The organism is Mesorhizobium sp. Z1-4 (assembly GCF_004000235.1).
Classification (GTDB): Bacteria; Pseudomonadota; Alphaproteobacteria; order Rhizobiales; family Rhizobiaceae; genus RCIO01.
Genome location: NZ_RCIO01000002.1, coordinates 386,461 through 409,986, shown reverse-complemented (window position 1 = coordinate 409,986; position 23,526 = coordinate 386,461). Strand labels below are relative to the sequence as shown.

General features: G+C 62.6%; 21 protein-coding genes and 1 tRNA gene. 10 read left to right on the top strand and 12 right to left on the bottom strand.

Annotation, left to right across the window (positions count from 1 at the left end; genetic code table 11):
• Nucleotides 1–8 precede the first annotated feature (8 nt).
• A complete protein-coding gene (locus tag EP165_RS08975) occupies nt 9–929 on the top strand; it encodes a LysR family transcriptional regulator (RefSeq protein ID WP_127521593.1) in 921 nt (306 codons plus the stop codon).
• On the opposite strand, the gene xdhC is transcribed toward EP165_RS08975, so the two are convergent.
• From xdhC to uraH, 5 genes are read right to left on the bottom strand one after another with little or no spacing between them, the layout of a single operon-like run.
• Nucleotides 926–1,729 carry a xanthine dehydrogenase accessory protein XdhC gene (xdhC, locus tag EP165_RS08970; protein ID WP_127521591.1) on the bottom strand — a complete coding sequence of 268 codons (804 nt, stop codon included), beginning with the start codon at nt 1,727–1,729 and terminating at the stop codon, nt 926–928. The genes EP165_RS08975 and xdhC overlap by 4 nt on opposite strands.
• A gap of 12 nt (nt 1,730–1,741) precedes the next feature.
• The gene (locus tag EP165_RS08965) at nt 1,742–2,116 is read right to left on the bottom strand and encodes a hypothetical protein (protein ID WP_127521589.1); all 375 of its coding nucleotides are present in this window, start codon (nt 2,114–2,116) and stop codon (nt 1,742–1,744) included.
• Nucleotides 2,117–2,166: 50 nt separating this feature from the next.
• On the bottom strand, nt 2,167–4,509 hold the full coding sequence (gene xdhB, locus EP165_RS08960) for a xanthine dehydrogenase molybdopterin binding subunit (protein ID WP_127521587.1): 2,343 nt from the start codon (nt 4,507–4,509) through the stop codon (nt 2,167–2,169).
• Nucleotides 4,509–5,984 (bottom strand): xanthine dehydrogenase small subunit, encoded by a 1,476-nt coding sequence (xdhA, locus tag EP165_RS08955; protein WP_127521585.1) that lies wholly within the window; start codon nt 5,982–5,984, stop codon nt 4,509–4,511. Before xdhA ends, xdhB begins: the two co-directional genes overlap by 1 nt.
• Entirely contained in the window at nt 5,984–6,349 is a 366-nt protein-coding gene (gene uraH / locus EP165_RS08950; protein ID WP_127521583.1) for a hydroxyisourate hydrolase, read from the bottom strand. Before uraH ends, xdhA begins: the two co-directional genes overlap by 1 nt.
• Before the next feature lie 212 nt (nt 6,350–6,561).
• Here uraH and puuE point away from each other — a divergent pair, with 212 nt between their 5' ends.
• The 4 genes from puuE to EP165_RS08930 are packed head-to-tail and all read left to right on the top strand — an operon-like array spanning nt 6,562 to nt 9,912.
• Nucleotides 6,562–7,977 (top strand): allantoinase PuuE, encoded by a 1,416-nt coding sequence (gene puuE / locus EP165_RS08945; RefSeq protein WP_127522582.1) that lies wholly within the window; start codon nt 6,562–6,564, stop codon nt 7,975–7,977.
• 12 nt (nt 7,978–7,989) lie between these two features.
• A complete protein-coding gene (locus EP165_RS08940; protein ID WP_127521581.1) occupies nt 7,990–8,823 on the top strand; it encodes a bifunctional allantoicase/(S)-ureidoglycine aminohydrolase in 834 nt (277 codons plus the stop codon).
• Complete coding sequence (locus tag EP165_RS08935) at nt 8,820–9,326, top strand: ureidoglycolate lyase (protein ID WP_127521579.1); 507 nt, start codon at nt 8,820–8,822, stop codon at nt 9,324–9,326. Before EP165_RS08940 ends, EP165_RS08935 begins: the two co-directional genes overlap by 4 nt.
• Nucleotides 9,319–9,912 (top strand): nucleoside deaminase, encoded by a 594-nt coding sequence (locus EP165_RS08930; protein ID WP_127521577.1) that lies wholly within the window; start codon nt 9,319–9,321, stop codon nt 9,910–9,912. Before EP165_RS08935 ends, EP165_RS08930 begins: the two co-directional genes overlap by 8 nt.
• Before the next feature lie 28 nt (nt 9,913–9,940).
• Here the strand turns inward: EP165_RS08930 and xylA are convergent, their stop codons facing one another.
• The 3 genes from xylA to EP165_RS08915 all read right to left on the bottom strand — a co-directional run bounded on the left by xylA (nt 9,941) and on the right by EP165_RS08915 (nt 14,129).
• Nucleotides 9,941–11,266 (bottom strand): xylose isomerase, encoded by a 1,326-nt coding sequence (xylA, locus tag EP165_RS08925; RefSeq protein ID WP_127521575.1) that lies wholly within the window; start codon nt 11,264–11,266, stop codon nt 9,941–9,943.
• Nucleotides 11,263–12,717: a xylulokinase gene (xylB, locus tag EP165_RS08920; RefSeq protein ID WP_127521573.1), complete on the bottom strand. Its 1,455-nt coding sequence runs from the start codon at nt 12,715–12,717 to the stop codon at nt 11,263–11,265. The genes xylA and xylB overlap by 4 nt, the downstream gene beginning before the upstream one ends.
• Nucleotides 12,718–12,806: 89 nt before the next feature.
• Entirely contained in the window at nt 12,807–14,129 is a 1,323-nt protein-coding gene (locus EP165_RS08915; RefSeq protein WP_127521571.1) for a tetratricopeptide repeat protein, read from the bottom strand.
• Nucleotides 14,130–14,282: 153 nt separating this feature from the next.
• Between EP165_RS08915 and EP165_RS08910 the strand changes: the two genes are divergently transcribed.
• From EP165_RS08910 to EP165_RS08890, 5 genes are all read left to right on the top strand, one after another.
• Nucleotides 14,283–15,449 (top strand): diphosphate--fructose-6-phosphate 1-phosphotransferase, encoded by a 1,167-nt coding sequence (locus tag EP165_RS08910; RefSeq protein WP_127521569.1) that lies wholly within the window; start codon nt 14,283–14,285, stop codon nt 15,447–15,449.
• Between the two features lie 286 nt (nt 15,450–15,735).
• The gene (gene dctP / locus EP165_RS08905; protein ID WP_127521567.1) at nt 15,736–16,749 is read left to right on the top strand and encodes a TRAP transporter substrate-binding protein DctP; all 1,014 of its coding nucleotides are present in this window, start codon (nt 15,736–15,738) and stop codon (nt 16,747–16,749) included.
• A 7-nt stretch (nt 16,750–16,756) separates the two neighbouring features.
• Complete coding sequence (locus tag EP165_RS08900; protein WP_206075890.1) at nt 16,757–17,299, top strand: TRAP transporter small permease; 543 nt, start codon at nt 16,757–16,759, stop codon at nt 17,297–17,299.
• Nucleotides 17,300–17,301: 2 nt separating this feature from the next.
• Nucleotides 17,302–18,591, top strand: coding sequence for a TRAP transporter large permease (locus tag EP165_RS08895; protein WP_127521565.1), 1,290 nt, complete (start codon nt 17,302–17,304; stop codon nt 18,589–18,591).
• 14 nt (nt 18,592–18,605) lie between these two features.
• Nucleotides 18,606–19,001, top strand: a complete 396-nt coding sequence (locus EP165_RS08890; protein WP_127521563.1) for an OsmC family protein — start codon at nt 18,606–18,608, stop codon at nt 18,999–19,001.
• A 42-nt stretch (nt 19,002–19,043) separates the two neighbouring features.
• Here EP165_RS08890 and EP165_RS08885 read toward each other — a convergent pair.
• The 4 genes from EP165_RS08885 to EP165_RS08870 form a co-directional block, all read right to left on the bottom strand.
• A tRNA-Gln gene (locus EP165_RS08885) sits at nt 19,044–19,118 on the bottom strand.
• Nucleotides 19,119–19,207: 89 nt separating this feature from the next.
• On the bottom strand, nt 19,208–20,395 hold the full coding sequence (locus EP165_RS08880; protein WP_127521561.1) for a TMEM43 family protein: 1,188 nt from the start codon (nt 20,393–20,395) through the stop codon (nt 19,208–19,210).
• A 72-nt stretch (nt 20,396–20,467) separates the two neighbouring features.
• Nucleotides 20,468–21,592 (bottom strand): anhydro-N-acetylmuramic acid kinase, encoded by a 1,125-nt coding sequence (locus EP165_RS08875; protein ID WP_127521559.1) that lies wholly within the window; start codon nt 21,590–21,592, stop codon nt 20,468–20,470.
• On the bottom strand, nt 21,589–23,523 hold the full coding sequence (locus tag EP165_RS08870) for an acetyl/propionyl/methylcrotonyl-CoA carboxylase subunit alpha (RefSeq protein WP_281039997.1): 1,935 nt from the start codon (nt 23,521–23,523) through the stop codon (nt 21,589–21,591). Before EP165_RS08870 ends, EP165_RS08875 begins: the two co-directional genes overlap by 4 nt.
• Between the last annotated feature and the right edge of the window lie 3 nt (nt 23,524–23,526).

The window sequence follows — 23,526 nt, the reverse complement described above, 5'->3', positions numbered from 1 at the left end:
GGTGCCGCATGGCCTATCTCGACAATGTCGCAGTCTTTGTCAGGGTCGTCGAGCTGGGCAACCTTTCCTCGGCCGGTCGCGACATGCGGATCTCTCCAGCTGTCGCCTCGAACCGCATCAAGGAACTTGAGAAACATCTTGGCGTCAGGCTCTTCAACCGCACCACGCGCCAGCTGACGCCAACCGAACATGGCCGGGTTTTCTACACCGGCGCCAAGCGCATCATCGATGCCGTTGATGAAGCGGAAGCCGCCGTCACCGCGCTCTCAGGCCACCCGCGCGGCACGATTCGCGTCACCGCGCCGCTCGGCATCGGCCGGCGCCTGATCGCTTCCGGCATTCCCGAATTTCACGACCGTTATCCCGACATCGAGGTGCGGCTGCGCCTGTCGGACCACAATGTCGACATCATGAAGGAGGGCATCGACGTTGCCTTCCGTGTCGGCGTGCTGGAAGATTCCAGCCTGCGCATGCGCGGCATTTTGGATTGCGAGCGTGTTCTGGTTGCCGCCCCAACCTATCTGGAAAAGCGCGGCGAACCCGCCAGACCGGCGGACCTTGTTCAGCAAAAACATGACTGCCTGCTCTTGCGTTACCCTGGTTCGCGCGACTTCACCTGGACGCTGAATGGACCGGAGGGCCCGCAGAAAATCGAAGTCCGAGGCCCGTATGACACCGACGACGGCGATGTTCTTACCGGTTGGGCGATCGCCGGGCACGGCATCGCCAACAAGCCGCGCTTTGAGGTTGAGCCTTTCATTCGCGACCGGCGGCTGAAGGTCATCCTGCCGGACTTTCCTCCGTCGCCGGTGCAACTGGCGGCCGTTTATCCGCACAAGAATTTCCAGGACCCGAAGGTGCGGCTGCTGCTCGACTTCATGGCAGAGCGCTGCCAGCGCATGATCCGCGAGACCTTGGCCGGGCGTTAGCCCAGCGCGCGTACGATCTCCGCAACGCTCAACGCCGCGATCACAGCCGGGCGCTTGTCGACTATGTCGCTTCCGCCGATGGGACAGACAAGCCGCGCCGCATCGGCGTCGCTTCCGCCACCTTCCTTGAGATACCAGCGGCGGAAGGTCTCGCGTTTCGTCTTCGAGCCGATCATGCCGACATAGGCGGCATCATCCCGCTTCAGCGCTTCCGCGACGATCAGGAAATCGAGCGCGTGATCATGCGTGAGCACCACGAACGCCGACCCGGCGGGCGCCTCGCGCACTGCGTCTTCAGGCACGGCTGCTAGCCTGGCGACAACGCTATCCGGCAGACCTTCCAGAGCTTTCGCGCGGGTCTCGACGACGCCGACCTTCAGCGGCAGAAGCTCAAGCGCAGTCGCCAGCGCATGGCCGACATGACCGCCGCCGAACAGATAGACATGCGGGCGCTCGTCATCTCCGGCCTTCGCTCTCGCCAGCAAATCGGCGCGCTTGACGTCGTCCATCAGCGAGATCGAAAGCGCAACGCGCCCGCCGCAGCACTGGCCGATTTCGGGCCCAAGCGGGATGTCCAGCGCCCCGCTCGCCTGGTTGAGCGAAATCAGTTCGCGCGCCTTGTCGATCGCCAGGAATTCGAGCTGACCGCCGCCGATCGTGCCGAATATCGCTTCGGCCGACACCAGCATCCATGCGCCCTGTTCGCGCGGCGTGGACCCTTTGGCCTTGTCCACTTCGACGAGCGCTGCCGCGTTATGCGCAGCCAGAAACGCCTGGAGACCTGACAGGATTGAGCTCATCGCCGCTCCGGATCACTCCAGAAAGCGATAACAACCCCGATAGTCGGCACCAGGTGGATACGATCCTACACTCGCCGAGAGGTGGGTTATTTCTCTCAGGATGCTTGCCTGTGCGTTTATGGAAAGTGTCTCAACCTTCCCATTTTCGTCTCTAAGGTCCAGCTTTAGCGAATAGCCAACCTCAAATGGCTTAATCTGTATCTGCACCAGACGGTTTTCGCTGAGATTCATCAGCTCGGCACTAGGTGGCCCGCCGTTGAAGTTCGCGATCCTGAAATATCCGAACGATTCTTCGTTGCAGACATCGGCGTCGTGTGCGGCGGCAGAAACGACGCCTGCGATACCCACAGATAGCGCCACAATCCAGATTTTCAGTCTTTTCTTCATCGACTCCATCCCCCTGTTCTGGGGGAGCATAACGCACGAATGCATGTGCGCTAACCCGCCATCTCGCGCTTCAGCCTTTCGACCGCCATCAGCACGCATTCCGGCGTCGCCGGTGCATCTAGCTTCGGGCATATGGTGTGGTCGGCAACGCTCGCAACCGCATCGGAAAGCGCGTGCAACACGGAAATCGCCAGCATGAAGGGCGGTTCGCCAACCGCCTTCGAGCGATGCACGGTCGGCTTCACATTGTCGGCCCAGTCGGCCAGCCCAACGTTGAAGACCTTCGGCCGGTCGGAGGCCAGCGGGATCTTGTAGGTCGACGGCGCATGTGTCCTCAGCCGGCCCTTCTCGTCCCAGACCAGCTCTTCAGTCGTCAGCCAGCCCATGCCCTGAATGAAGGCGCCTTCGATCTGACCGATGTCGATGGCGCGGTTCAGCGAGCGGCCGGTTTCGTGCAGGATATCGACGCGGTCGACTGTGTATTCGCCGGTCAGCGTGTCGACCGAAACCTCCGCGCATGCCGCGCCATAAGCGAAATAATAGAACGGCTGCCCGCGACCCTTTTCGCGGTCCCAGTGAATTTCAGGCGTCTTGTAGAAGCCGGCGGCCGAGAGCTGAACGCGCCCCATATAAGCCTGACTGACAAGTTCCTCGAACGGGATTTCCTGATTGCCGATCCGCACCCGGTTGGGCAGGAACACGACCTGCTCCTCCGGCACCTCGTACTTTTCGGCAGCGAAGGCAATCAGGCGGTCCTTGATCTGCTTGGCCGCGTTCTGCGCTGCCATGCCGTTCAGATCGGAGCCCGACGAGGCGGCGGTAGCGGACGTGTTCGGCACCTTGCCGGTCGTCGTCGCGGTGATTTTTACGCGCTCGATGTCGATCTGGAACTCTTCGGCCACCACTTGCGCGACCTTGACGTAGAGCCCCTGCCCCATCTCTGTGCCGCCATGGTTCAGATGCACCGAACCGTCGGTATAGACATGCACCAGCGCGCCGGCCTGGTTGAAATGCGTCGCGGTGAATGAAATGCCGAACTTCACCGGCGTTAGCGCGATGCCGCGTTTGACGATTTCGCTGTTGGCATTGAACGCCGCGATCTCGCGCCGCCGGCCGGCATAGTCGGAACTCGCTTCCAGCTCGGCGACAACGCGCTCGATGACATTGTCCTCCACCGCCTGGTGATAGGGCGTCACATTGCGCTCGTCGGTACCGTAGAAATTGCGCTTGCGGATTTCGAGCGGGTCCTTGCCGAGCGCGAAGGCGATTTCTTCGATCAGCCGCTCGCCGCCCACCATGCCCTGCGGCCCGCCGAACCCGCGGAACGCCGTGTTGGACACGGTGTTGGTGTAGAAAGGCGCAGACTGCGCGCGCACCGCCGGAAACCAATAGGCATTGTCGCAGTGAAAAAGAGCGCGGTCGGTCACCGGACCTGAAAGGTCCGCCGAAAAGCCGCAGCGCGCGGCAAAGCGGAAATCAGCGCCGAGTATCTTGCCGTCGTCGTCGAACCCGGCTTCGTAATCGACCAGAAAGTCGTGCCGCTTGCCGGTGGCGGTCATGTCATCGTCGCGGTCGGGACGGATTTTCACCGCCCGTCCAAGCTTCTTGGCGGCAATAGCGGCAAGCGCTGCAAACTGGTTCGCCTGCGTTTCCTTGCCGCCGAAGCCGCCGCCCATGCGCCTGATTTCGATCGTCACCGCATGCGAGGCAACGCCCAGCGCATGCGCAACCATGTGCTGCACTTCGCTCGGATGCTGCGTCGAGGAATAAACGGTGACGTCGCCATCCTCGCCGGGCAGCGCCATCGCGATCTGACCTTCGAGGTAGAAATGATCCTGCCCGCCGACGCGCATCTGCCCTTTGATGCGATGCGGAGCCGAGCCGAGCGCAAGCGCTATGTCGCCGCGTTCCAGCTTGAGCGGCGAAGTGACCAGTTTGTCGCTTTCGCCGTCGAGGCCGCCGATGTCGAAAATGCCGGGCTTTTCGTCATAGTCAATCCGCGCGCGCTTGCAGGCGCGCCGCGCCGCCTCCCGCGTCTCTGCGATCACGCAGAACACCGGCTGCCCGAAGAAATGCACCTTGCCTTCCGCAAGGACCGGCTCGTCATGCAGCCCGGTTGGCGAAATGTCGTTCTCGCCCGGAACATCGGCTGCCGTGAGAACCGCCACGACACCCGGCGCGCTCTCGACATCGGAAAGATCCATCGAGAGGATGGCCCCGTGCGCTACCGTCGAGAGGCCGAGGCAGCCATGCAGCATGCCGGCCACTTCCGGCATGTCATCGATATAGACGGCTTCGCCGGTGACATGCTTGTGCGCGGAATCGTGCTGCTGGTCGGTCGCGACACCGCCGGAGATCCTGGTGGCCGAGAGGTTTGACGCGAGCCTGTTCATCACGCCACCTCGTACCGCTTCACGGTCACCGGCTTTTTGGTGCCGCTGCTCTCTATGAAGAAGCGTTTCAGCAGGTTGCGCGCAACGAGCATGCGATAATCAGCAGAGGCCCGCATGTCGGAAATCGGCGTGAAGTCCGACGACAGGGCGTCCATCGCCGCTTCGATATTGTCGGCGCTCCACGGCCTGCCAACAAGTACGGCCTCGGCGGAGCGCGCACGTTTCGGGGTCGCGGCCATGCCGCCATAGGCGATACGCACGCTCGCAACGGTTCCGTCACCGGCGAGTTCCACATGGAATGCGCCAAGCGCTGCGGTGATGTCTTCGTCGCGCCGCTTGGTGATCTTGTGGGCTGCGAAATGCGCGCCTTTGGCCGGCAGCGGCACGGTCACGCTTTCCACGAATTCGCCCGGTTGGCGGTCCTGCTTGCCGTAATCGATGAAGAACTCCTCGAGCGGCATTGTGCGGCGGCGGCTCCCCTTGCGAAGTGTCAGCTCCGCGCCAAGTGCGATCAGCGGCGGCGGCGTATCGCCGATCGGCGAGCCGTTGGCGATGTTGCCGCCAATAGTGCCCATATTGCGCACCTGGTCGCCGCCAATTCGTTCGATCAGCTCGCCGAAAGCCGGAATGGCCTCAGCCAGAATCTCGCGCGCCGCGGTGTAGCTTATCCCTGCTCCGAGAGTGATCGCGCCCTCCGACCTGCCGGACTGCCGCAACTCTTCCAGACCGCCAATGAAGATCACCGGCGCGATCTCGCGCATGAACTTCGTCACCCACAGCCCGACATCGGTAGCGCCTGCAACGATGGTTGCATCCGGATTGGCTTCGTAGGCATCGGCGAAATCGTCCAGCGAACCGGGAATGATGAAGCGCTCGCCGTCGGTGCCGATTTCGACGCGACTGCCGTCTTTCCAGCCCTTCAGTGTTGCTGTCACTTCGGCGCGCTCCGCGACCAGCGGGTCGTCTTTCACAGCGCCGTAGCCGGATATCGCTTTCGCCGCCTTCACGATCGGCTCATAGCCGGTGCAGCGGCACAGATTGCCCTGCAGCGCGGTCTCGATTTCCTGCTCGCTCGGGTCGGGCCTGCGCATCCAGAGTCCGTAAAGCCCCATCACGAAACCCGGCGTGCAGAAGCCGCATTGCGAGCCATGATGATCGACCATCGCCTGCTGCACGGGATGCAGCGTGCCGTCCGGCCGCCTCAGATGCTCGACCGTGACCACATGGCAGCCATCGACCGACGCCAGAAAGCGGATGCAGGCATTGACGCCCTCATAGACGAGCTCGCCATCCGAAAGCCGGCCCACGAGCACGGTACAGGCCCCGCAATCGCCTTCCGCGCAGCCTTCCTTGGTGCCGGTCAGCTTGCGCTGCAGCCTGAGATAGTCGAGCAGCGTTTCGTCCGGACGGACATCGCCGGTCGTGACTTCCGTGCCGTTGAGCAGAAACCTGATGTGATCGCGCGCGCCGGCCATCAGCTTCCCCTGTAGGTGGAGTAGCCATAGGGCGAGATGAGCAGCGGCACGTGATAGTGCTTCTCCTCCGCCATGCCGAAGCGGATCGGCACCACGTCGAGAAAGGCAGGCTCCGGCAGCGCTGCCCCCATGCGGCGCAGATAGTCACCCGCGGCGAATACCAGCTCGTACTGGCCGGTCGCGAAATCGGCTCCGGCAAGCAACGGCGCATCGCAGCGCCCGTCATCATTTGTGACGACCGTTTTCAACTTCTCGCGCGCGTCACCAGTCAGCCGGTAGAGCGTGATTTCCAGCCCCGCCGCCGGCAGGCCGGAGGCCGTATCCAGAACATGCGTGGTCAGCTTTGCCGATGAACTGCCCGTCATTGTGTTCCTTGTCTTTGTTATCGCGGACGTGAGCCCAACTCTGGGCCATCGCGAAACATTGCATAAGCCATGGAGCGACGGAACGGGGGGAAAAGACTTTCAAACTTTTTGAGGGGAATACCGGCAAGTTGCGATGGACTATCGTAAAGCAACCGCGCAACTGAATCGCGGACCGAAGGGAGTTTGCGTTGACCAAGCGCTATGTGCGCGACATGCGCGGTTACGGCCGCAGCCGGCCTGACCCGAAATGGCCGGGCGGCGCGCGTATCGCGGTTCAGTTCGTCGTGAATTACGAAGAAGGCGGCGAAAACAGCGTCCTGCATGGCGACGCGGCTTCCGAGGCGTTCCTGTCGGAGATCGTCGGCGCGCAGCCCTGGACCGGCATGCGCCACTGGAACATGGAATCGATCTACGAATATGGCGCCCGCGCAGGCTTCTGGCGCCTGCATCGCATGTTCACGGAGGCCGGATTGCCAGTCACCGTTTACGGCGTCGCAACCGCACTTGCCCGCGCGCCAGACCAGGTTGCCGCCATGAAAGAGGCCAATTGGGAGATTGCTTCCCACGGCCTCAAATGGATCGACTATCGCGACTATTCGGAGGAAGACGAACGCCGCGATCTCGACGAGGCTGTCCGCCTTCACGCCGAGGTGGTGGGCGAACGGCCGCGCGGCCTTTATGTGGGGCGTACCTCTGCGTGGTCGGTCCGCATCGCGGCGGCGGAAGGCGGCTTCGACTGGATTTCCGATACCTATGACGACGAACTGCCCTACTGGCTCGACCATGACGGCCATGGCAACGCAATCGCCCCGCAACTCGTCATCCCCTACACGCTCGACGCCAACGACATGCGCTTCGCCACGCCGCAGGGGTTCAATTCCGGCGACCAGTTCTTCGCCTATTTGAAGGACAGTTTCGACACGCTCTACCGCGAAGGCGGCGAGGGCCGCGCCGGCATGATGAATATCGGGCTGCACTGCCGGCTGGTCGGCAGGCCGGGCCGCGCGGCCGCACTTCAGCGCTTCATCGACTATGTGAAGAGCCACGACCAAGTCTGGGTCGCTCGCCGCGCCGACATCGCCGCGCATTGGCGAACGACCTTTCCGTATGAAGCGCCTGCACTGCGGCCGAGCCGTATGGCGAAGGACGAGTTCGTGTCGCGCTTCGGCGGTATTTTCGAGCATTCTCCCTGGATCGCGGAGCGCGCCTTTGAGCTGGAACTCGGACCCGCGCATGACAGCGCCGGCGGCCTGCACAATGCGCTGGCCCGCATGTTCCGTTCGGCCAGCGATAAGGAGCGTTTGGGCGTGCTCACCGCGCACCCCGACCTCGCCGGCAAACTGGCACAGGCGAAACGCCTGACGGCCGAATCCACTGCCGAGCAGGCCTCTGCCGGGCTCGACGCGCTGACCGACGCCGAGCGCACCACCTTCACCGAACTCAACGCCGCCTATGTCGCGAAGTTCGGCTTCCCGTTCATCATCGCGGTCAAGGGCCGGACCAAGGACGAGATACTCGCCGCGTTCCAGACCCGCATCAACAACGACCGCGAAACCGAATTCGCCACCGCCTGCGAGCAGGTCGAGCGTATCGCTCTGCTTCGGCTCAAAGACACTCTGCCCGCCTAGAAGGAACAGCATATGGCAGGCCCGACTTACCAATCGCCGCCCGGCGGCCACCCGGCACAGACTGAGCTGACCACCAGCCGCGCGATCTTCACCGAAGCCTATGCGGTGATCCCGCATTCAGTGATGCGCGATATCGTCACCAGCCTTTTGCCGGGCTGGGAAAAGACACGTGCATGGATTTTGGCGCGCCCGCTCTCCGGCTTTGCAGAAACCTTCGCGCAATACGCGATGGAGGTGGAACCCAGCGGCGGATCCACCGCACCCGAGCCGGACGAGACTGCGCAGGCAGCACTCTTCGTTCAGTCCGGCGAGATTGAAGTGACCGTCGCTAGCGAAACGCATCGAATGAAGCCGGGCGGCTTCGCCTATCTGCCGCCTGCAAGCGGCTGGACGCTGCGCAACAACGGTTCCGAACCCGCCCGTTTCATGTGGATACGCAAACGATATGAGAAGGCGGTTGGCATCGACGCGCCCGAGCCGCTTTTCTGCAACGAACAGGACATCAAGCCCAATGCGATGCCGGGTACGGACGGGCGCTGGGCGACAACCCGCTTTGTTGATCCCGACGATCTCACCCACGACATGCACGTCAATATCGTGACTTTCGAACCGGGGGCGGCGATCCCCTTCCTCGAAACGCATGTGATGGAGCACGGGCTTTACGTGCTGGAGGGCAAGGCGGTCTACCGCCTCAATGACGACTGGGTGGAGGTGGAAGCCGGCGACTTCATGTGGCTGCGCGCTTTCTGCCCGCAGGCCTGCTATGCCGGCGGCCCCGGCCGCTTCCGCTACCTGCTTTATAAGGACGTGAACCGCCATCCACGTTTGTCGCTGGGCGCTTTATGAAGACGATCGTCGCCGAGCCGCTGACGCGCGCCGCCTTCGCCGAATTCGGCGACGTGCTGGACACGGAAGGCGACGCTCCGCGCATGATCAATGGCGGCATGACCGAGCGCTTCCACGATCTGGCAAAGGTGGAGGCGACGGGCGAGGCGGCCCGCGTTCTCGTCTCCATCTTTCGCGGCCAGCCTTATGAATTTCCGCTGCAGTTGAAGATGGTGGAACGCCACCCGCTGGGCAGCCAGGCCTTCATGCCGCTTTCTCCCAGCCCCTTCCTGGTTGCTGTATGTCACGACAGTCCGAGCGGTCCGCTTGCGCCGCGCGTGTTTGTCACCCGGCCCGGACAGGGCGTAAACTACCGCCGCCATCTGTGGCACGCGGTTCTGACCCCGATTTCGCAGGTTCAGGACTTCCTTGTCGTCGACCGCGGCGGCGAGGGAAACAACCTCGAAGAACACTATTTCGACGAACCCTATCTGATCGAACTGCCGGAAACCGCGAATGACTGACGCCGAACTGCTCAACCGCCTGTTGGACGTTATCGAGAACGACATCGTGCCGCTGACGCAGGCCGGCGTGGCAGGCGGCAACAAACTGTTCGGTGCCGCGATATTGCGTAAGTCGGATCTTTCGCTCGTCATCGCCGAAACCAACAATGAGATCGAAAATCCGCTGTGGCACGGCGAAGTGCATGCGCTGAAGCGCTTCTATGAGCTGCCTAAGGACAAGCGCCCTGACACGCGCGACTGCCTGTTTTTTGCAACGCACGAGCCTTGCTCGCTCTGCCTGTCCGCCATCACCTGGACCGGCTTCGACAATTTCTATTACCTCTTCAGCCACGAAGACTCGCGCGACAGCTTCGCCATCCCGCACGATCTGAAGATCCTAAAGGAAGTCTTCCGGCTCGATCCGGGTGGCTACAATCGCGAAAATGCGTTCTGGACGGCACACGCCCTTCGCGACATGGCGAATGCCTTGCCTGAAGAAGAGCGCGACGCAGCGCTGAAACGCATCGAAGCGATTTCGGACAAATTCAACCAACTGTCGGACACCTATCAGGCGACAAAGGCCGACAACGACATTCCGCTAAACTAGCAGCGTCGCGCTGTGCGTAAGTTATTACTTACACATAGCGATTGACGACATTCTCCAGATGCTCCTGCTTGCCGGATTTCGGCTGCGGATCGAGCCCGCCGGAGAGTACTCGCTCTGAAATGTCTTCGAGCGAACGCTGGCCGTCGAGCATTGCTTTGGCCTCCGCGCCGTTCCACCCGGCATAGCGCTCCGCGAGCGGACCCGACAACGCCTTGTCTTCCAGCATGCCGGCGGCAGCTTTCAGGCCGCGCGCGCAGCAATCCATGCCGCCGATATGCGCCAGCAGCAGGTCCTCAGCATCGAGCGACTGACGGCGGAGCTTGGCGTCGAAATTGGTGCCGCCGCTCGTGAAGCCGCCCGCAAGAAGTATTTGGTAGAAGGCCAGCGCCATCTCCGGAACGTTGTTTGGAAACTGATCGGTGTCCCAGCCGGACTGATAGTCGTTCCGGTTCATATCGATCGAGCCGAATATGCCGAGCGCATTGGCAAGCGCGAGCTCATGCTCGAAGGAATGGCCGGCAAGGATCGCGTGCCCCTGCTCGATGTTGACGCGAACCTCGTTCTCCAGCCCGTAACTCTTCAGGAAACCGTAGACGTTCGCCACGTCGAAATCATACTGGTGTTTGGTCGGCTCCTGGGGCTTCGGCTCGATTAGGATCGCACCCTTGAAACCGATCTTGTGCTTGTAGTCGACCACCATGGAAAGGAACCGGCCAAGTTGGTCGAGTTCGTGCTTCATGTCGGTGTTGAGGAGCGTTTCGTAGCCTTCGCGCCCGCCCCACAGCACGTAGTTTTCGCCTCCCAGCCGGTGCGTGGCATCGATGCAGGATTTCACCGTCGCTGCGGCATAGGAAAACACGTCGGGATCGGGATTGGTGGCGGCCCCTGCCATATAGCGCCGGTGGCTGAAAAGGTTCGCCGTGCCCCACAGAAGCTTGATGCCGCTTTTTTCCATTTTGCCGGCAAAATAGTCGCAGATCTCATCCAGCCTGGCGATGCTTTCTTTAAGCGTATCGGCCTCCGGTCGCACATCCGCATCGTGGAAGGTAAAATATGGAACGCCAAGCAATTCGAACATGCGGAAGGCCTCGTCGGCCTTGAGCTTGGCGAGTTCCATCGTGTCTGCAGCGCCAGCATCGGAGTACCACGGACGCTCGAATGTCTGGCCGCCGAAGGGATCGTTTCCCGACCACACGAAATTGTGCCAGTAGCAGACGGCGAACCGCAGATGGTCTTCCATCCGTTTGCCGAGCACCTTCTCGTCCGGGTCGTAGTGCCGGAAGGCAAGCGGGTTGGAGCTGTTCGGCCCCTCATAGGCAATTTTCTCGATATCGCCGAAATATCCGGTGCTCACGTGCTCGCTCCTTTGATGGCCGGGTAAAGCGCGCGATAGCGCGAATAGGCTTCGGCAAATGCCGGAACCAGGGCTTTCTCCGGTTCGATTGTTTCTGTGATCTCAGGTGGTGTGCAGACTGCCAGCGGGTCCGCCGCTGTCGCAGCGATAAGGCCGAGCCTGGCCGCTCCGAACGCTGCGCCGAAATCGCCATCTCCGGGCAGATCAATGGCGATGTCGAGCGCGGTCGCGATCGTCTCCAGCCAGTAGCGCGAGCGCGAACCGCCACCGATCGCGGTTGCCCGTTCAAGGCCGGTGCCGGCGGCTTTCAACGCCTCAAGGCTGTCGCGAAACGCAAACGCAACGCCCTCCATCACCGCCTGTGTCAGTTCGGCTCGCCCGCTTTGATGTGCAAGCCCGGAAAATACACCGCGAACAGTTGCGTCGTTGTGCGGCGTTCGTTCGCCCGAAAGGTAAGGCAGAAACGTCACGCGGGCCGGTGCTTTGAGTTCACGCCCCACTTCTGTCGAGAGTTCGCTTGCCGATTTGCCGGTGATGGAAGCAAGCCAGTTGAGAGAATCCGTAGCCGACAAAATAACACCCATCTGGTGCCATGCGTTCGGCAGGGCGTGGCAGAATGTGTGCACCGCGCTGCCGGCATTCGGCCGATAAGCCTCGTTCGCCGCGAAAAGCACGCCGGACGTTCCAAGCGATACGAAAGCCTCGCCCGGCCGCACAACGCCCATACCGCAGGCCGATGCCGCATTGTCACCGGCCCCGCCGGCCACCACGACATTGCCGCGCATGCCCCATTTGGAGGCCAGCGCGCCGCGCAGCGTGCCACCCGGCTCCGTGCCTTCCACCAGTGCCGGCATGTGGCTTTCGTCGAGATCGGTCGCGGCAAGGAGATCAGGCGCCCAGGCGCGCCTGGACACGTCGAGCCAGGCGGTACCGGCCGAATCCGACGTTTCCGATATCGCGTCGCCGGTGAGCCAAAGCCGCAGAAAATCCTTGGGCAAAAGCACCTTTTTCGTCGCTGCAAAGATGTGTGGCTCGTTTTCCTTCACCCAGGCAAGCTTCGGCGCGGTGAAGCCCGGGAAAACGATATTGCCCGTCAGAGCCCTAAAGCGCGGGTCGGCATCCAGCGCTGCGGCCTGAGCGTGGCTGCGTGTGTCGTTCCACAGAATGCACGGCCGCAGCGCCTCGCCCTCGGCTCCGATCAGCGTCGCGCCATGCATGTGGCCCGAAAGCCCGATGCCCTTCACGGCGGTGAGTGCCTGCCGATGCGCCTGCTCCAGCTTCCCAATGGCCGCTTCGCAAGCCGAGATCCAGCTCGCGGGATCCTGCTCCGACCATCCGGGCTTCGGTCGCTGGACGCTGAGATCGCTTGTCGCCGAGCCGACGATCCGCTGATCCTCGTCGATCAAAAGCGCCTTTACGCTCGACGTCCCCAGGTCGAGACCGAGAAACATGTTGGCGATCCTCCCAAATAGCGCCGCATGCCAAGCGCGCCTCGCCTATTTTTTTCGAAACTCAAAAAAAATCAATGGCGCTTTTGAATTTACTTGGGAAGAGCTTCGGCCCGGGTGAGGAAAAGGCGCGAAAGCGGGCTGTCCGGTCGCGCATGAAACCGTTCGGCGGCAAGCGCGCGGGCGAGTGCGTGACTGCCGGAGCGGATCGTCGCCTCGACAAGGGTCAGGTCGATGGCATCGCGCTGGGCATGGCTGCCGCCGAAACGATGCGCAATGTGCCTGATCGGTCTCAGCAGGCGTACCGTTTCGCTGAAGTCGCCGCGGCCGAAAGCACGAATGGCAAGTGCCACCGGCTGGCCCACATCTCGGGTGAATTCGGCATTGTCGCCCGCGCTTGCCAGCGCATGCTGCTGAGCTTCAAGCAGGGCCTCGGCGGCCGCGTGCCGGCCAGCGCCAACGAAAGCCATCATCGCATGTGCGTCATTGAACGCGTATGCAGACTGGCCGGCCTGTCGTTCCCATTTGTCCGCCAAAGGGTCCCAGCGTGACCCTACATCCACGCCCGTCAGATGAAGCCGCCAAAGGAGCGCCGACTCGTCCACCATGTTGAGAGCGATCTCGGACTGCCCGCCCGCAATCGGCCCGTCGTAAAGCGCCAGCACTTCGTTTTCCTGACCGAGATCGAAGTGAAACAGCGCCAGATGCCACCAGTTGTGAACCTGAAGAAAGCTCTCGTGCGACCATGCGTCAGTATCCTGCCGCATCCACGCAATCCCTTCGGCCTGCCGGCACTGCATTTCCATGACATGCGCCACCGCATGCTGCGCCCAGCCGTCGCGCGGTTCCAACTCGACCGCTCGTTTTCCGCTGTGCTCCGCGCGCTGATACTCGCCCATCTCCTCAAGCCCGAAAGCATGCATGCCAAGCATCGCGTGGTAGCCGGGCATTGCTTCATCCCATGCGGGAAGCGCCCGTGCGATGCGGTCGCGCAGCATGCGCGAATTGCCGGTGAAGAAATCGATCTGGTGCCCGGCCTGCAAGGCAAGCGCGTCAGTCGGATATTCGATCGTCAGGTCCTCGAGCGTCCGGCTCGCCTGATGCCAACGGCCCTCCGCCAGATGCCGCAGCGCCGTGGCGTGCCCCTGTTCTCGCGTCGTTGCCGGCAGCGCCGCGGCGGCTTCCGCACAGGCAAGCGCCACCGGCATGGCCGCCGCTTCTGTCGAAAGGCCGTACATGTAGCCCTTGAAGACATGGGCCATCACAAAGCCCGGATCGGCCTTGATGGCTGCTTCGGCTGCCGCGATCGGATCACCGATGAAGCAGCGCAACGAGCCAAGCGCGGTCTCGTAGTGGCCGACGCTCGCTCCGCTGGCACCGCTCAGGGCCAACCCTTGCCTGTCCCGCTGTTTCAAGAATGTCTCCTTCGCTTTCGCTTTCAGAGTATGTGTTGCAACGCCCAAAACCAAGCCGTTTGACGCGCTGGCCTATTTTCGATAGACGCCGGTAGGTCGCCAACTCAATCGATTTAAATCGATCGGGGCGACGGCGGATTGAAAGGACCATCGATGCCACGCACCATCGTGATCGCGCAGGGCGGAGGCCCGACCGCCGTCATCAACCAGACGATGGCAGGTGCGGTCGTTGAAGCCCGGCGGCGCGATTCGAATGCCCGCATTCTGGGTGCGCTGCACGGCGTGCGCGGCGTACGGGACGGCAGATTCGTGGACCTTGGCGCCCTGCCGCACGACGAGCTGATGCGTATTGCCAACACGCCGAGTGCGGCCCTTGGTTCCACGCGCGACAAGCCTGACGCCGCCTATTGCGAGCAGGTTCTGGCCGGCCTGAAGAAGGTCGATGCGTCCGCCTTCATCTATATCGGCGGCAACGACACGGCAGGCACGCAGGCGATCCTCTCCGACGCTTCGGGCAGCACCATTGCCTGCGTTCATGCGCCGAAGACAATCGACAATGACCTGATGGAAAACGACCACACGCCGGGATTTATCTCGGCGGGAGAGTTCGTGGCCGCCGCTTTCCTCAGCGTCGATCTCGATTTTCGTGCCCTGCCGGGCATCTATGTCGGAATCGTCATGGGCCGACACGCCGGATTCCTGACCGCGGCAGCCAGCGCATGGCGGTTGGACGAGAACGGCGGCCCGCATCTCACATACGTGCCCGAGCGTGCTTTCGATCGGGCGCGGTTCGTCGACGACATCCGTTCAGTTATGGCGCGCCATGGCCGCTGCATCGTTGCGATGTCGGAAGGTGTTTCGGGCGCCGATGGCCGTTCGCTGGTCGAAAACCTGGTGCCAGCCGAGATGCTTGAGCGGGACGCCCACGGCAACGTCCGCCTTTCCGGCACCGATCTCGGCCAGGCGATCGAGCGCATTCTCGCAGAAGACCTCACCGGCACCCGTTCGCGCGTCGATACGCTGGGTTACCTGCCGCGCGGCGCCATTGCCATGATCAGCGAGACCGACCAGCGCGAGGCATTCGAAGCCGGATGTTTCGCGGTCGAGGTCGCCGAACGCGGCAGCGGCTCGGTTGCGCTTCAATACTCCGGCGGCGCGACCAGGCCGGCGCTGGTGCCGCTCGAATACGTGGCGGGGAAAACCCGCCACATGCCAGACGGTTTTCTGGAGGCAGACGAAAACCGCGTCTCGACCGAAGGGACAGAGTATCTGGAGCGCCTGCTGCCGCGCCGGTTCATGCCGGGCCGGCCCTTCGTCTAAGCTTTCCGGCGCTGATTTCGCTGCCGCTGACGCGCGCAAAAAACCGGGCCGCGCAGCAACTTTCGCTGCGGCCTCGGCAAAATGCGGTCTCATTTTTTCCCGCTTTTCAAAAAAACAGTTCGAATTTTCGCGCATCGCGACGGGCAATCGCTACAAGATATTCCTTCCAAAGCCGCTATGGTGCGCCCGGGAACAACCTATCGGCCGGGCTCGGCTGGCGGCAACGTCATCCAGGAAGATCGCTAAGCTCTCGCATGGTCGACAGACGACAAGAAGGAGGACTCAAATGAAGCATTTCGTTCGCACGGCAGTTCTGGCGCTTGCTGCAACCGGCGCCAGCCTCAGCGCAACTGGCGCCGAGGAATGGCGCCTGAACAACTTCCTTCCGGAAACGCGCCCCGAAAGCGCGCAGATCGAGCAATTCGCCGATGAGGTGAATGCGGTCCTGGCCGGGAAGGATTTTACGCTCACGGTCTATAGCGGCGGTTCGCTCGGCCTCAAGAACACCGACCTGTTGCGCGTGATACCCACGGGCGCTGTCGAGATGAGCCTGATGTGGTCCAACTATCTGGGGCGCGACGCACCTGCTCTCGGATCGGTATTCGTCCAGGGCGCCATCAGCACCGTGGAAGAGCTGAAGGCAGTGCTGCCCGAGGTCCAGAAAATCTACGCCGAAGAGTATGACGAATGGGGCGTGTCCACCGTCGGGTATGTCGCCATCCCCACCCTTTCGGTGTCGGTATTCTGCCGCGACGAGCCCATCAACACGCTTGAGAAGCTGAAAAACGTCAAGCTGCGCGTCTGGGCGCGCGAGCAGGTGGAGACCTTCACCAAGCTGGGTGTCGCTGCGCAGATCGTCCCGCAGGAAGAGCTTTATGTCGCGCTCAAGACCGGTGTTGTCGATTGCGCACTCTACCCCGCACTTTACGCACACACCATCTCGCTGCAGGAAGTGACGTCCTACGCGTCGTTCATCTACCCCATGGCATCTGCGCCTTACACGCTGGCTGTGGCCGACGAGCGCTGGGACAGCACCGACGAGGAGATCAAGGCCGCCATCACCAAGGCTGCGCAGGACCTCTGGGACCGCACCAACCAATATGACAAGGATCTCGAGCTTGAACTGCAGGCTCGCGAGAAACTGGTCGAAGCAGGCATCACCTGGGGTGACGATTTCCCCGAGGCCGACCGTCAGCAGTTCCTCGAGGCGGTGTCCGCCACCTGGCAGATGCTGGCCGAGGAAGCCGGCGGCAATGCGCTCGAATACCGCGAACGTGTGCTGAAGGCGCTCGGGCGCTAGCGATAACATGAACAGGGCCAGATTGGTCTTTGCGCGAGGGCTGGAATATCTGGCCCTCGCCATGGCGGCGCTTTCGACCCTGTCGATGGCCGCCATCGTTGCTATCATCGTCACCAGCGTGACGATGCGGCGCTTTGCCAATACGCCGCTTCATCTCACCGAAGATGTGGTTGGCCTGATGCTCAGCACCGCACTGTTTCTGGCGCTGCCGCTCGTCACACTTCGTTCTCAACACATCCGGGTCACCATTGTCCTGGACGCGCTCGGACCGCGCTTCGGAGCGCTGATGCGCGTCGCTGCTCTGCTCGTCGGCCTTGTGTTTTTCGGCTGGATCGTCTGGGTCTCTATTCCCTGGTTCGAATTTGCCTGGCTGCGCAATCTGAAAACCGAAACCGCCCGCATCCTGCTCTATCCGTGGATGGCGGCACTGCCGCTCTCGCTGGCTGCCATCTGGCTCATCTTCTTTGGCCGGCTGGTTGGGTTGCTGGAACCGGAGCACGCTCCCGTGCGCGACGACGTTTCCGACATTACTTCCGGCGGAGATCGCTGACCGTGTTCTGGACGACCCTGATCGGAACGCTGGTGCTCGCCGCCTCGACGGGCGTTGCCCTGGGCGCGGCCCTCGGCCTCACCGGGCTGATCCTGCTCCATGTCTATTCCAATGGCGCAACGTCGCTTGCCGTCGACAGCATCTGGAGTGTGTTCAATTCCTTTACGCTGAGCGCGGTGCCGCTTTTCATTCTGATGGGCGAAATTCTCCTGCGCTCTGGCGTCAGCAATCGAGCCTATGCAGCCTTCTCGCCCCTGTTCCGCCGTGTGCCCGGCGGATTGCTGCACACCAACATCGCCGTATGCACCCTGTTCGGCGCAGTCAGCGGGTCGAGCCTCTCCACTGCTGCGGCTGTCGGTTCCGTTGCCTACCCGGAGATGACGCGCCGCGGCTACAACAAGGATGTCATCGTAGGCAGCCTGGCGGGCGGGGGCACTCTCGGCCTGCTCATCCCGCCGAGCCTGTCCTTCCTGATCTACGGAGCGTTGACGGAGACCTCGATCGGTCAGCTTTTCGTGGCAGGTATCCTGCCGGGGATCATGGTCGCGGCCATGTTCATGACCTACATCTTCTTCAAGGCGCTGCGTGACCCGAGCGTTGCCCCGCCCGACCCCACCCGCAGAAGCGCATGGCAGATCTTCCTGGGTTTCGGTCAGATCTGGCCGCTGCTGGCGCTGATCGTCGCTGTGATCGGCAGCATCATCGGCGGATTGGCCACGCCTACAGAGGCGGCCGGGCTGGGCGTCGTGCTGGCAGCGATCATCTCGTTTCTGTGGGGCGACCTGACCCTGAAGCGGCTGGTCGAAGCCACGTTCCGCTCGACCCTGCTCTTTGCCTCGATCGGTTTTGTGGTTCTGGGCGCTACCATTCTAGCGCAGTCGGTGAGCATCCTCGGCATCCCGCAGCAGATATTGCTGACGGTCGCCGAAAGCGGGCTGGACCGCTACAGCATTCTGCTCGTGGTGGTGATCATCTATCTGATCCTCGGCTGTTTCTTCGACGGCCTGTCGCTGATGATCATGACGTTGCCGGTGGTCTTTCCGCTACTGACCGGGCTCGACTTTCACCCTGTATGGGTCGGCGTTCTGATCACCATCGTCATCGAAATCGGCCAGGTCACGCCGCCTGTCGGCCTCAACCTATCGGTGCTCGCCAGCCTCACCAACAACGAACTCAGCCTTGGCCGCGTTGCCTGGGCTACGGTGCCTTACTGGCTGGCCCATCTCCTGGCGATTGCCGTGCTCACGGCCTTCCCGGCAATCGCACTGTTTTTGCCCGACCTGCTTTTTTAGAGAACGAGACGACCATGAAGATCAGACCCAAGAAATTCGGCCCGGTGATCACACGGATCAGCGACCGGTCGGAGGTAACATTCCAGATGGGGGCGGATGGAGCCGCTTTGCCCCACCCGCCCGTCGACACGCCGGTCGACATGCTGCTGGCGTCCGTCGGGCATTGCATGGTGAAATCGGTCATCATCGTCGCTAAAGGCGACAAGCTCGACGCCGGACCTTTCAGCGTCTCGGTGGTTGGCGAGAAGGCTCTGGACCTTCCAGGCCGGCTTCAAACCGTGCGTTGTGAGGTGAGCGGCATCGCCGATTGGGCACCCGACGGAGAAGCTGAGATCATCGCGCGCGCCAAGGCGATGTGCACCGTCAGCAACACGCTCAACTGCGAAGTAACTGCTAAAGCTGCGGGCTAGTTGCCGGCTTGCCCAGCCATAGCTTGCGAAGCAAGCGGAGGCTGGCTGGGGCGGCTGGATTCGAACCAGCGCATGACGGTACCAAAAACCGTTGCCTTACCGCTTGGCTACGCCCCAACAATGCGGCCGGCGGGCGAATGAGCCCGCGTCAGGCGCGCACGCTTTACCCTTATTCGATAACAAGGTCCAGTCGTGCGGACAGTGCATCAACCGCCTTCGGCCGCGGCTTCTGCGCCGCCCTGCGCCTCCCGCTTTTTGCCAAGATACGAAACGCCATAGAAGATGCCCGTACCCACGATCAGGATAACCAGCGCCAGCACCGGGCGATACCAGAACCATGCCAAGGCGATGGTGATGGAGCCCACCAGAGCGGCCAGCGCGAACGCCACTAGCCCTGTGCCCATACGCACGATACGTCCAAGAAACGGTATGACATCCGCAACCACGCCGATCGGCGCCAACAGCAGTCCGAAGGCGACGCCGAGAAACACGAGCCCGACGATCCGCAGCACCCATGTGAGGACAGTATTGCCGGTGACGGCGTCGGCAAACATCGCCTCCGCCGGCGATATCCCGTTGTGCACCATCAGGAGTTTGTCGCCTGCGACGGTCTGGTATGCGTCGAAGCTCGTGCCCTGCTGCTCGCCGACCACGCTGATCGGACCGAGCGGCACAAGCGAGTAGCCGATACGGTAGTCGCCCACGCGCGGGCGGCTCGGGTCGTAGGAAATATAGATGCGTCCGTCGAGCGCAGACACCGGCTGGTTGCCGCCGGTCGCCACCCGTACCGCGTTGACCACGTCGGGGCCGACCGGTACGTCCCGAGCACCGCCAATACGCCCGATGACATTCGCCTGCAGATCGAATGCGCCGAGCTTGGCCGCCGAAATCTGGAAGCTCTGGCTTTCGATGTTCATAGGCGGGTTTTGATGACCGTCCGGCTGCTTGAAGCCAGACGATCCGATCGGCACCGACGACCACTCCCGCGAATAGGAATAGGTGGTGACCGTCTCTTCACCGCCGCCGAGCTTGGTTTCGGTCTTTGAAGAAGCGGTCTCCTTCCACTGATACATCTCGACATTGCGCCGCAGCCGCACGCCACTTGTGGTGACGCCGAACGCGGTGTCGGTGAGGCGTTCCTGCGTCTCCACCGTACCGGTGACATGCACCAGCTTGCCCTCGTTCGCGGGGTTCACCGCATCGGCGGAGACCGACACGACGATGCCCGCGCCCTCTGCCAGCGAGCGCGCGGTCGTCACCGCCCGGCCCTCGTTCCAGAAAAGCAGCATCACCATGCCGACAAGCAGGATCAGGCCGAACAGAATACCGCCGACAGAGCGGCGAAGCCTGCCGAACCAGGAAACCGAGGTGGTTTCGGTGAATTGATCGCTCATTGCCAGCCCCTCGTAGTCGCGCAATTGCTGTCAGGATAGCCGACCGGAGCGCGCGACGCACGCTCCGAAAACTCAGGCAGTTGCGGCAGGCGCAAGAACGCCACCCTGCATCGGTTGGCTCACGCCGGTCGTCGTGGGAAAACTTAGCGGCAAGCCAAGCTTCGATCGCACCGCAAGAAAGGCGAAACACTCCGCTTCCACCGCATCGCCGCGCAGACCGACATCCTCCGCCGCGACCGCCGCTGTACCTGTACGTCTGTCGATTTCGCGCATTAGCGTCGGGTTGCGCCGCCCGCCGCCGCAAACGACCAGCCGCGTGGGGCGATTGGGCAGAAGATCGAGCGCCTTGGCGACTGCCGCCGCCGAAAATGCCGTCAGCAGTGCTGCGCCATCTTCCAGCGTTTCGCCCTCCGCCATTTCGGCGAGAAAGCTGAATCGGTCGAGCGATTTGGGAAATGGCGCGGTGAGGTAGGGATGCCGTAGGAGCTCCGTCAGCCGCGTCTCGTTGACCGTACCGCTTGCGGCGATCCGCCCATCGACATCCATGTCGGCGCCTGTGTGTCGGCGCACCCAGTCGTTGACGGGAGCGTTTGCTGGCCCCGTGTCGCAGGCGACCATTTCCTCGCCGTCGCACCAGGTGATGTTGGCCACGCCGCCGAGATTGAGGATCGCGGTTTCCGGCCCGGCACCTATGCGCTTCAGCAAAGCACGGTGATAGACCGGCGCAAGCGGTGCGCCCTGCCCGCCCGCTGCAACGTCTGCCGAACGGAAATCAAAGACGACATCGGTTCCGACAATCTGGGCCATCATTGCCCCGTCGCCAAGCTGGCGTGTATTGCCTCGCTTGCCTTCTCGCGGCCCGGCGTGAAGCACGGTCTGCCCGTGGAACCCGACTGCTGAAATCTCCGACGCCTTGAAGCCATGGTCGGCAATAAACGCGTTCACCCCATCGGACTGCGCCTTGGTGAGCGCGATCTCTGCTTCGCGGAATATTGCGGGTTCGGGCCCTTCGAAGCCCCAGGCGCGCGCCGCATCGAAAGTGCGGAAAAGCAGATCGCGCAGCCCATCCGGATAGGGCATCAGCGCATATGGGCCGAACTCGTCGACCGTTTCGCCGTCGGTGCGGATCATCGCGACGTCGATATTGCCGTCGAGCACTGTGCCGGTCATCAGGCCGATCGCCCATTCGGACTTCATGACTGGATCTCGATTTCGGCGAGCACCGCATGCGCCGTCACTTGGGCGCCGGGCTCGACGTGAACGGCCGCAACCGTGCCATCCGCGCCGGCCACATGCGCGTGTTCCATTTTCATCGCTTCAAGCACCAGCATGGTTTGCCCCTTGGCAACGGCGTCGCCGGCTTTGACCGCGACCGAGACGACGGTGCCATTCATCGAGGCGCGTACCTTGCCGTCGCCCGCGGCATCGGCGGTGACTTCCGGCGCAAAAGTGAGATCGGTGAAATCGCGGCTCCGCCCATCCAGATGAAGCCACGCCACACCGCCCGACAGAACAAGACCTGCCTTTCGCGATCTCCCGCCATCCTCGAACTGGATTGAATCCCTATCCCTGCCCGTAACTCTCACCGACCGGACCTCGCCGCCATCGTGGATCTCGCAGCGTCCCCCGCCATAAGCGACAATGCGCGGGGAGAAGACCCGCTCACCGCGCGCAAGCCCGAGCGGCGCAGCGAAGCCATGCGCCAGCGAGGTACCGTCCGCGGCGCGCATCAGTGCCCCGGCAAGACCGGCCATGGCGCGATCTTCGTCCTCCCGATCCGGCATCAGTTCAGCACTTTGATCGGCGATAAAAGCGGTTGTCGCCTGGCCCGCCGCAAACACCGGGTGCCGCAGACAGTCAGCGAGGAACCGCTGATTGGTGCGTACGCCAAGCGCCTGCGTTTCGCCGAGCCCGGCGATCAGCTTCCGCAGCGCGGCATCCCTGTCGGAACCATGCGCAATCAGCTTCGCGATCATGGAATCGTAGAACGGCGGGATATCCGCACCGTCGCGCAAGGCATGGTCGGCGCGGATGTTATTGGCCGGCTTCCAGCGAGCGAGCCGCCCGCTTTGCGGCATGAAACCCTCGTCGGGATCTTCCGCGCACAATCGCACCTCGACAGCGTGGCCCGAAATCGTCACATCCGCCTGACCGAGCGGCAGCGCCTCGCCGGCCGCGATTCGCAATTGCAGCTCGACGAGGTCAAGCCCGGTCACGGCCTCCGTCACCGGGTGCTCCACCTGCAGTCGCGTATTCATCTCCATGAAATAAAACTGTCCGTCGCTATCGAGCAGATATTCGAACGTGCCGGCACCCTCATAGCCGATGGCAAGTGCGGCCTTCACCGAAGCCTCGCCCATGCGCGCGCGCAGACTGGCATCTACGGCAGGCGACGGCGCTTCCTCGATCAGCTTCTGGTGCCGCCGCTGCACAGAACAGTCGCGTTCGCCGAGATGGATCGCATTGCCGTGGCAGTCGGCCATGATCTGGATTTCGACATGGCGCGGATTGACTATGGCACGTTCCAGAAGAACGGTGCCGTCGCCGAAAGCCGACTTTGCTTCCGACACGGCGGAAGAGAGCGCTGCCTCGAAGTCGGCTTCCGCGTTCACCAGCCGCATGCCGCGTCCGCCGCCGCCGGCAGTCGCCTTGATCATGATCGGGAAGCCGATCTCTTTCGCCTTTGCAAGCAGCGTCGCAGGTGTCTGGTCGGCACCATCATAGCCGGGAACGCATGGCACGCCCGCCGCCTCCATCAGCCGCTTCGCCGCGGCCTTGTCGCCCATATTGGCAATCGCCTCGGCCGAGGGTCCGACGAAGATGATGCCGGCGTCGGCGCAGGCGGCAGACAGTGCCGGGTTTTCGGCGAGGAAGCCGTAGCCCGGATGGATCGCGTCGGCGCCCGTTGCCCGCGCCGCCTCGATGATTGCATCGACCCGGAGATAACTCTCAGCAGGTGCTGCACCGCCTATGCAAACCGCCTCGTCGGCGCTCGTCATATGGACCGCGCCCTTATCCGCTTCCGAATAGACAGCGACCGTGGCGATGCCCATCTGCCGCGCGGTGCGCATAACCCTGACGGCGATCTCGCCGCGATTGGCGATGAGGAGTTTGGTGATTTTCGTCACGTC

Excerpts from the sequence above, each read along its gene's own strand:
- EP165_RS08975 (WP_127521593.1), top strand. The coding sequence starts at position 9 with ATGGCCTATCTCGACAATGTCGCAGTCTTTGTCAGGGTCGTCGAGCTG.
- xdhC (WP_127521591.1), bottom strand. The coding sequence starts at position 1,729 with ATGAGCTCAATCCTGTCAGGTCTCCAGGCGTTTCTGGCTGCGCATAAC.
- EP165_RS08965 (WP_127521589.1), bottom strand. The coding sequence starts at position 2,116 with ATGAAGAAAAGACTGAAAATCTGGATTGTGGCGCTATCTGTGGGTATC.
- xdhB (WP_127521587.1), bottom strand. The coding sequence starts at position 4,509 with ATGAACAGGCTCGCGTCAAACCTCTCGGCCACCAGGATCTCCGGCGGT.
- xdhA (WP_127521585.1), bottom strand. The coding sequence starts at position 5,984 with ATGGCCGGCGCGCGCGATCACATCAGGTTTCTGCTCAACGGCACGGAA.
- uraH (WP_127521583.1), bottom strand. The coding sequence starts at position 6,349 with ATGACGGGCAGTTCATCGGCAAAGCTGACCACGCATGTTCTGGATACG.
- puuE (WP_127522582.1), top strand. The coding sequence starts at position 6,562 with ATGCGCGGTTACGGCCGCAGCCGGCCTGACCCGAAATGGCCGGGCGGC.
- EP165_RS08940 (WP_127521581.1), top strand. The coding sequence starts at position 7,990 with ATGGCAGGCCCGACTTACCAATCGCCGCCCGGCGGCCACCCGGCACAG.
- EP165_RS08935 (WP_127521579.1), top strand. The coding sequence starts at position 8,820 with ATGAAGACGATCGTCGCCGAGCCGCTGACGCGCGCCGCCTTCGCCGAA.
- EP165_RS08930 (WP_127521577.1), top strand. The coding sequence starts at position 9,319 with ATGACTGACGCCGAACTGCTCAACCGCCTGTTGGACGTTATCGAGAAC.
- xylB (WP_127521573.1), bottom strand. The coding sequence starts at position 12,717 with ATGTTTCTCGGTCTCGACCTGGGGACGTCGAGCGTAAAGGCGCTTTTG.
- EP165_RS08910 (WP_127521569.1), top strand. The coding sequence starts at position 14,283 with ATGCCACGCACCATCGTGATCGCGCAGGGCGGAGGCCCGACCGCCGTC.
- dctP (WP_127521567.1), top strand. The coding sequence starts at position 15,736 with ATGAAGCATTTCGTTCGCACGGCAGTTCTGGCGCTTGCTGCAACCGGC.
- EP165_RS08900 (WP_206075890.1), top strand. The coding sequence starts at position 16,757 with ATGAACAGGGCCAGATTGGTCTTTGCGCGAGGGCTGGAATATCTGGCC.
- EP165_RS08890 (WP_127521563.1), top strand. The coding sequence starts at position 18,606 with ATGAAGATCAGACCCAAGAAATTCGGCCCGGTGATCACACGGATCAGC.
- EP165_RS08880 (WP_127521561.1), bottom strand. The coding sequence starts at position 20,395 with ATGAGCGATCAATTCACCGAAACCACCTCGGTTTCCTGGTTCGGCAGG.
- EP165_RS08875 (WP_127521559.1), bottom strand. The coding sequence starts at position 21,592 with ATGAAGTCCGAATGGGCGATCGGCCTGATGACCGGCACAGTGCTCGAC.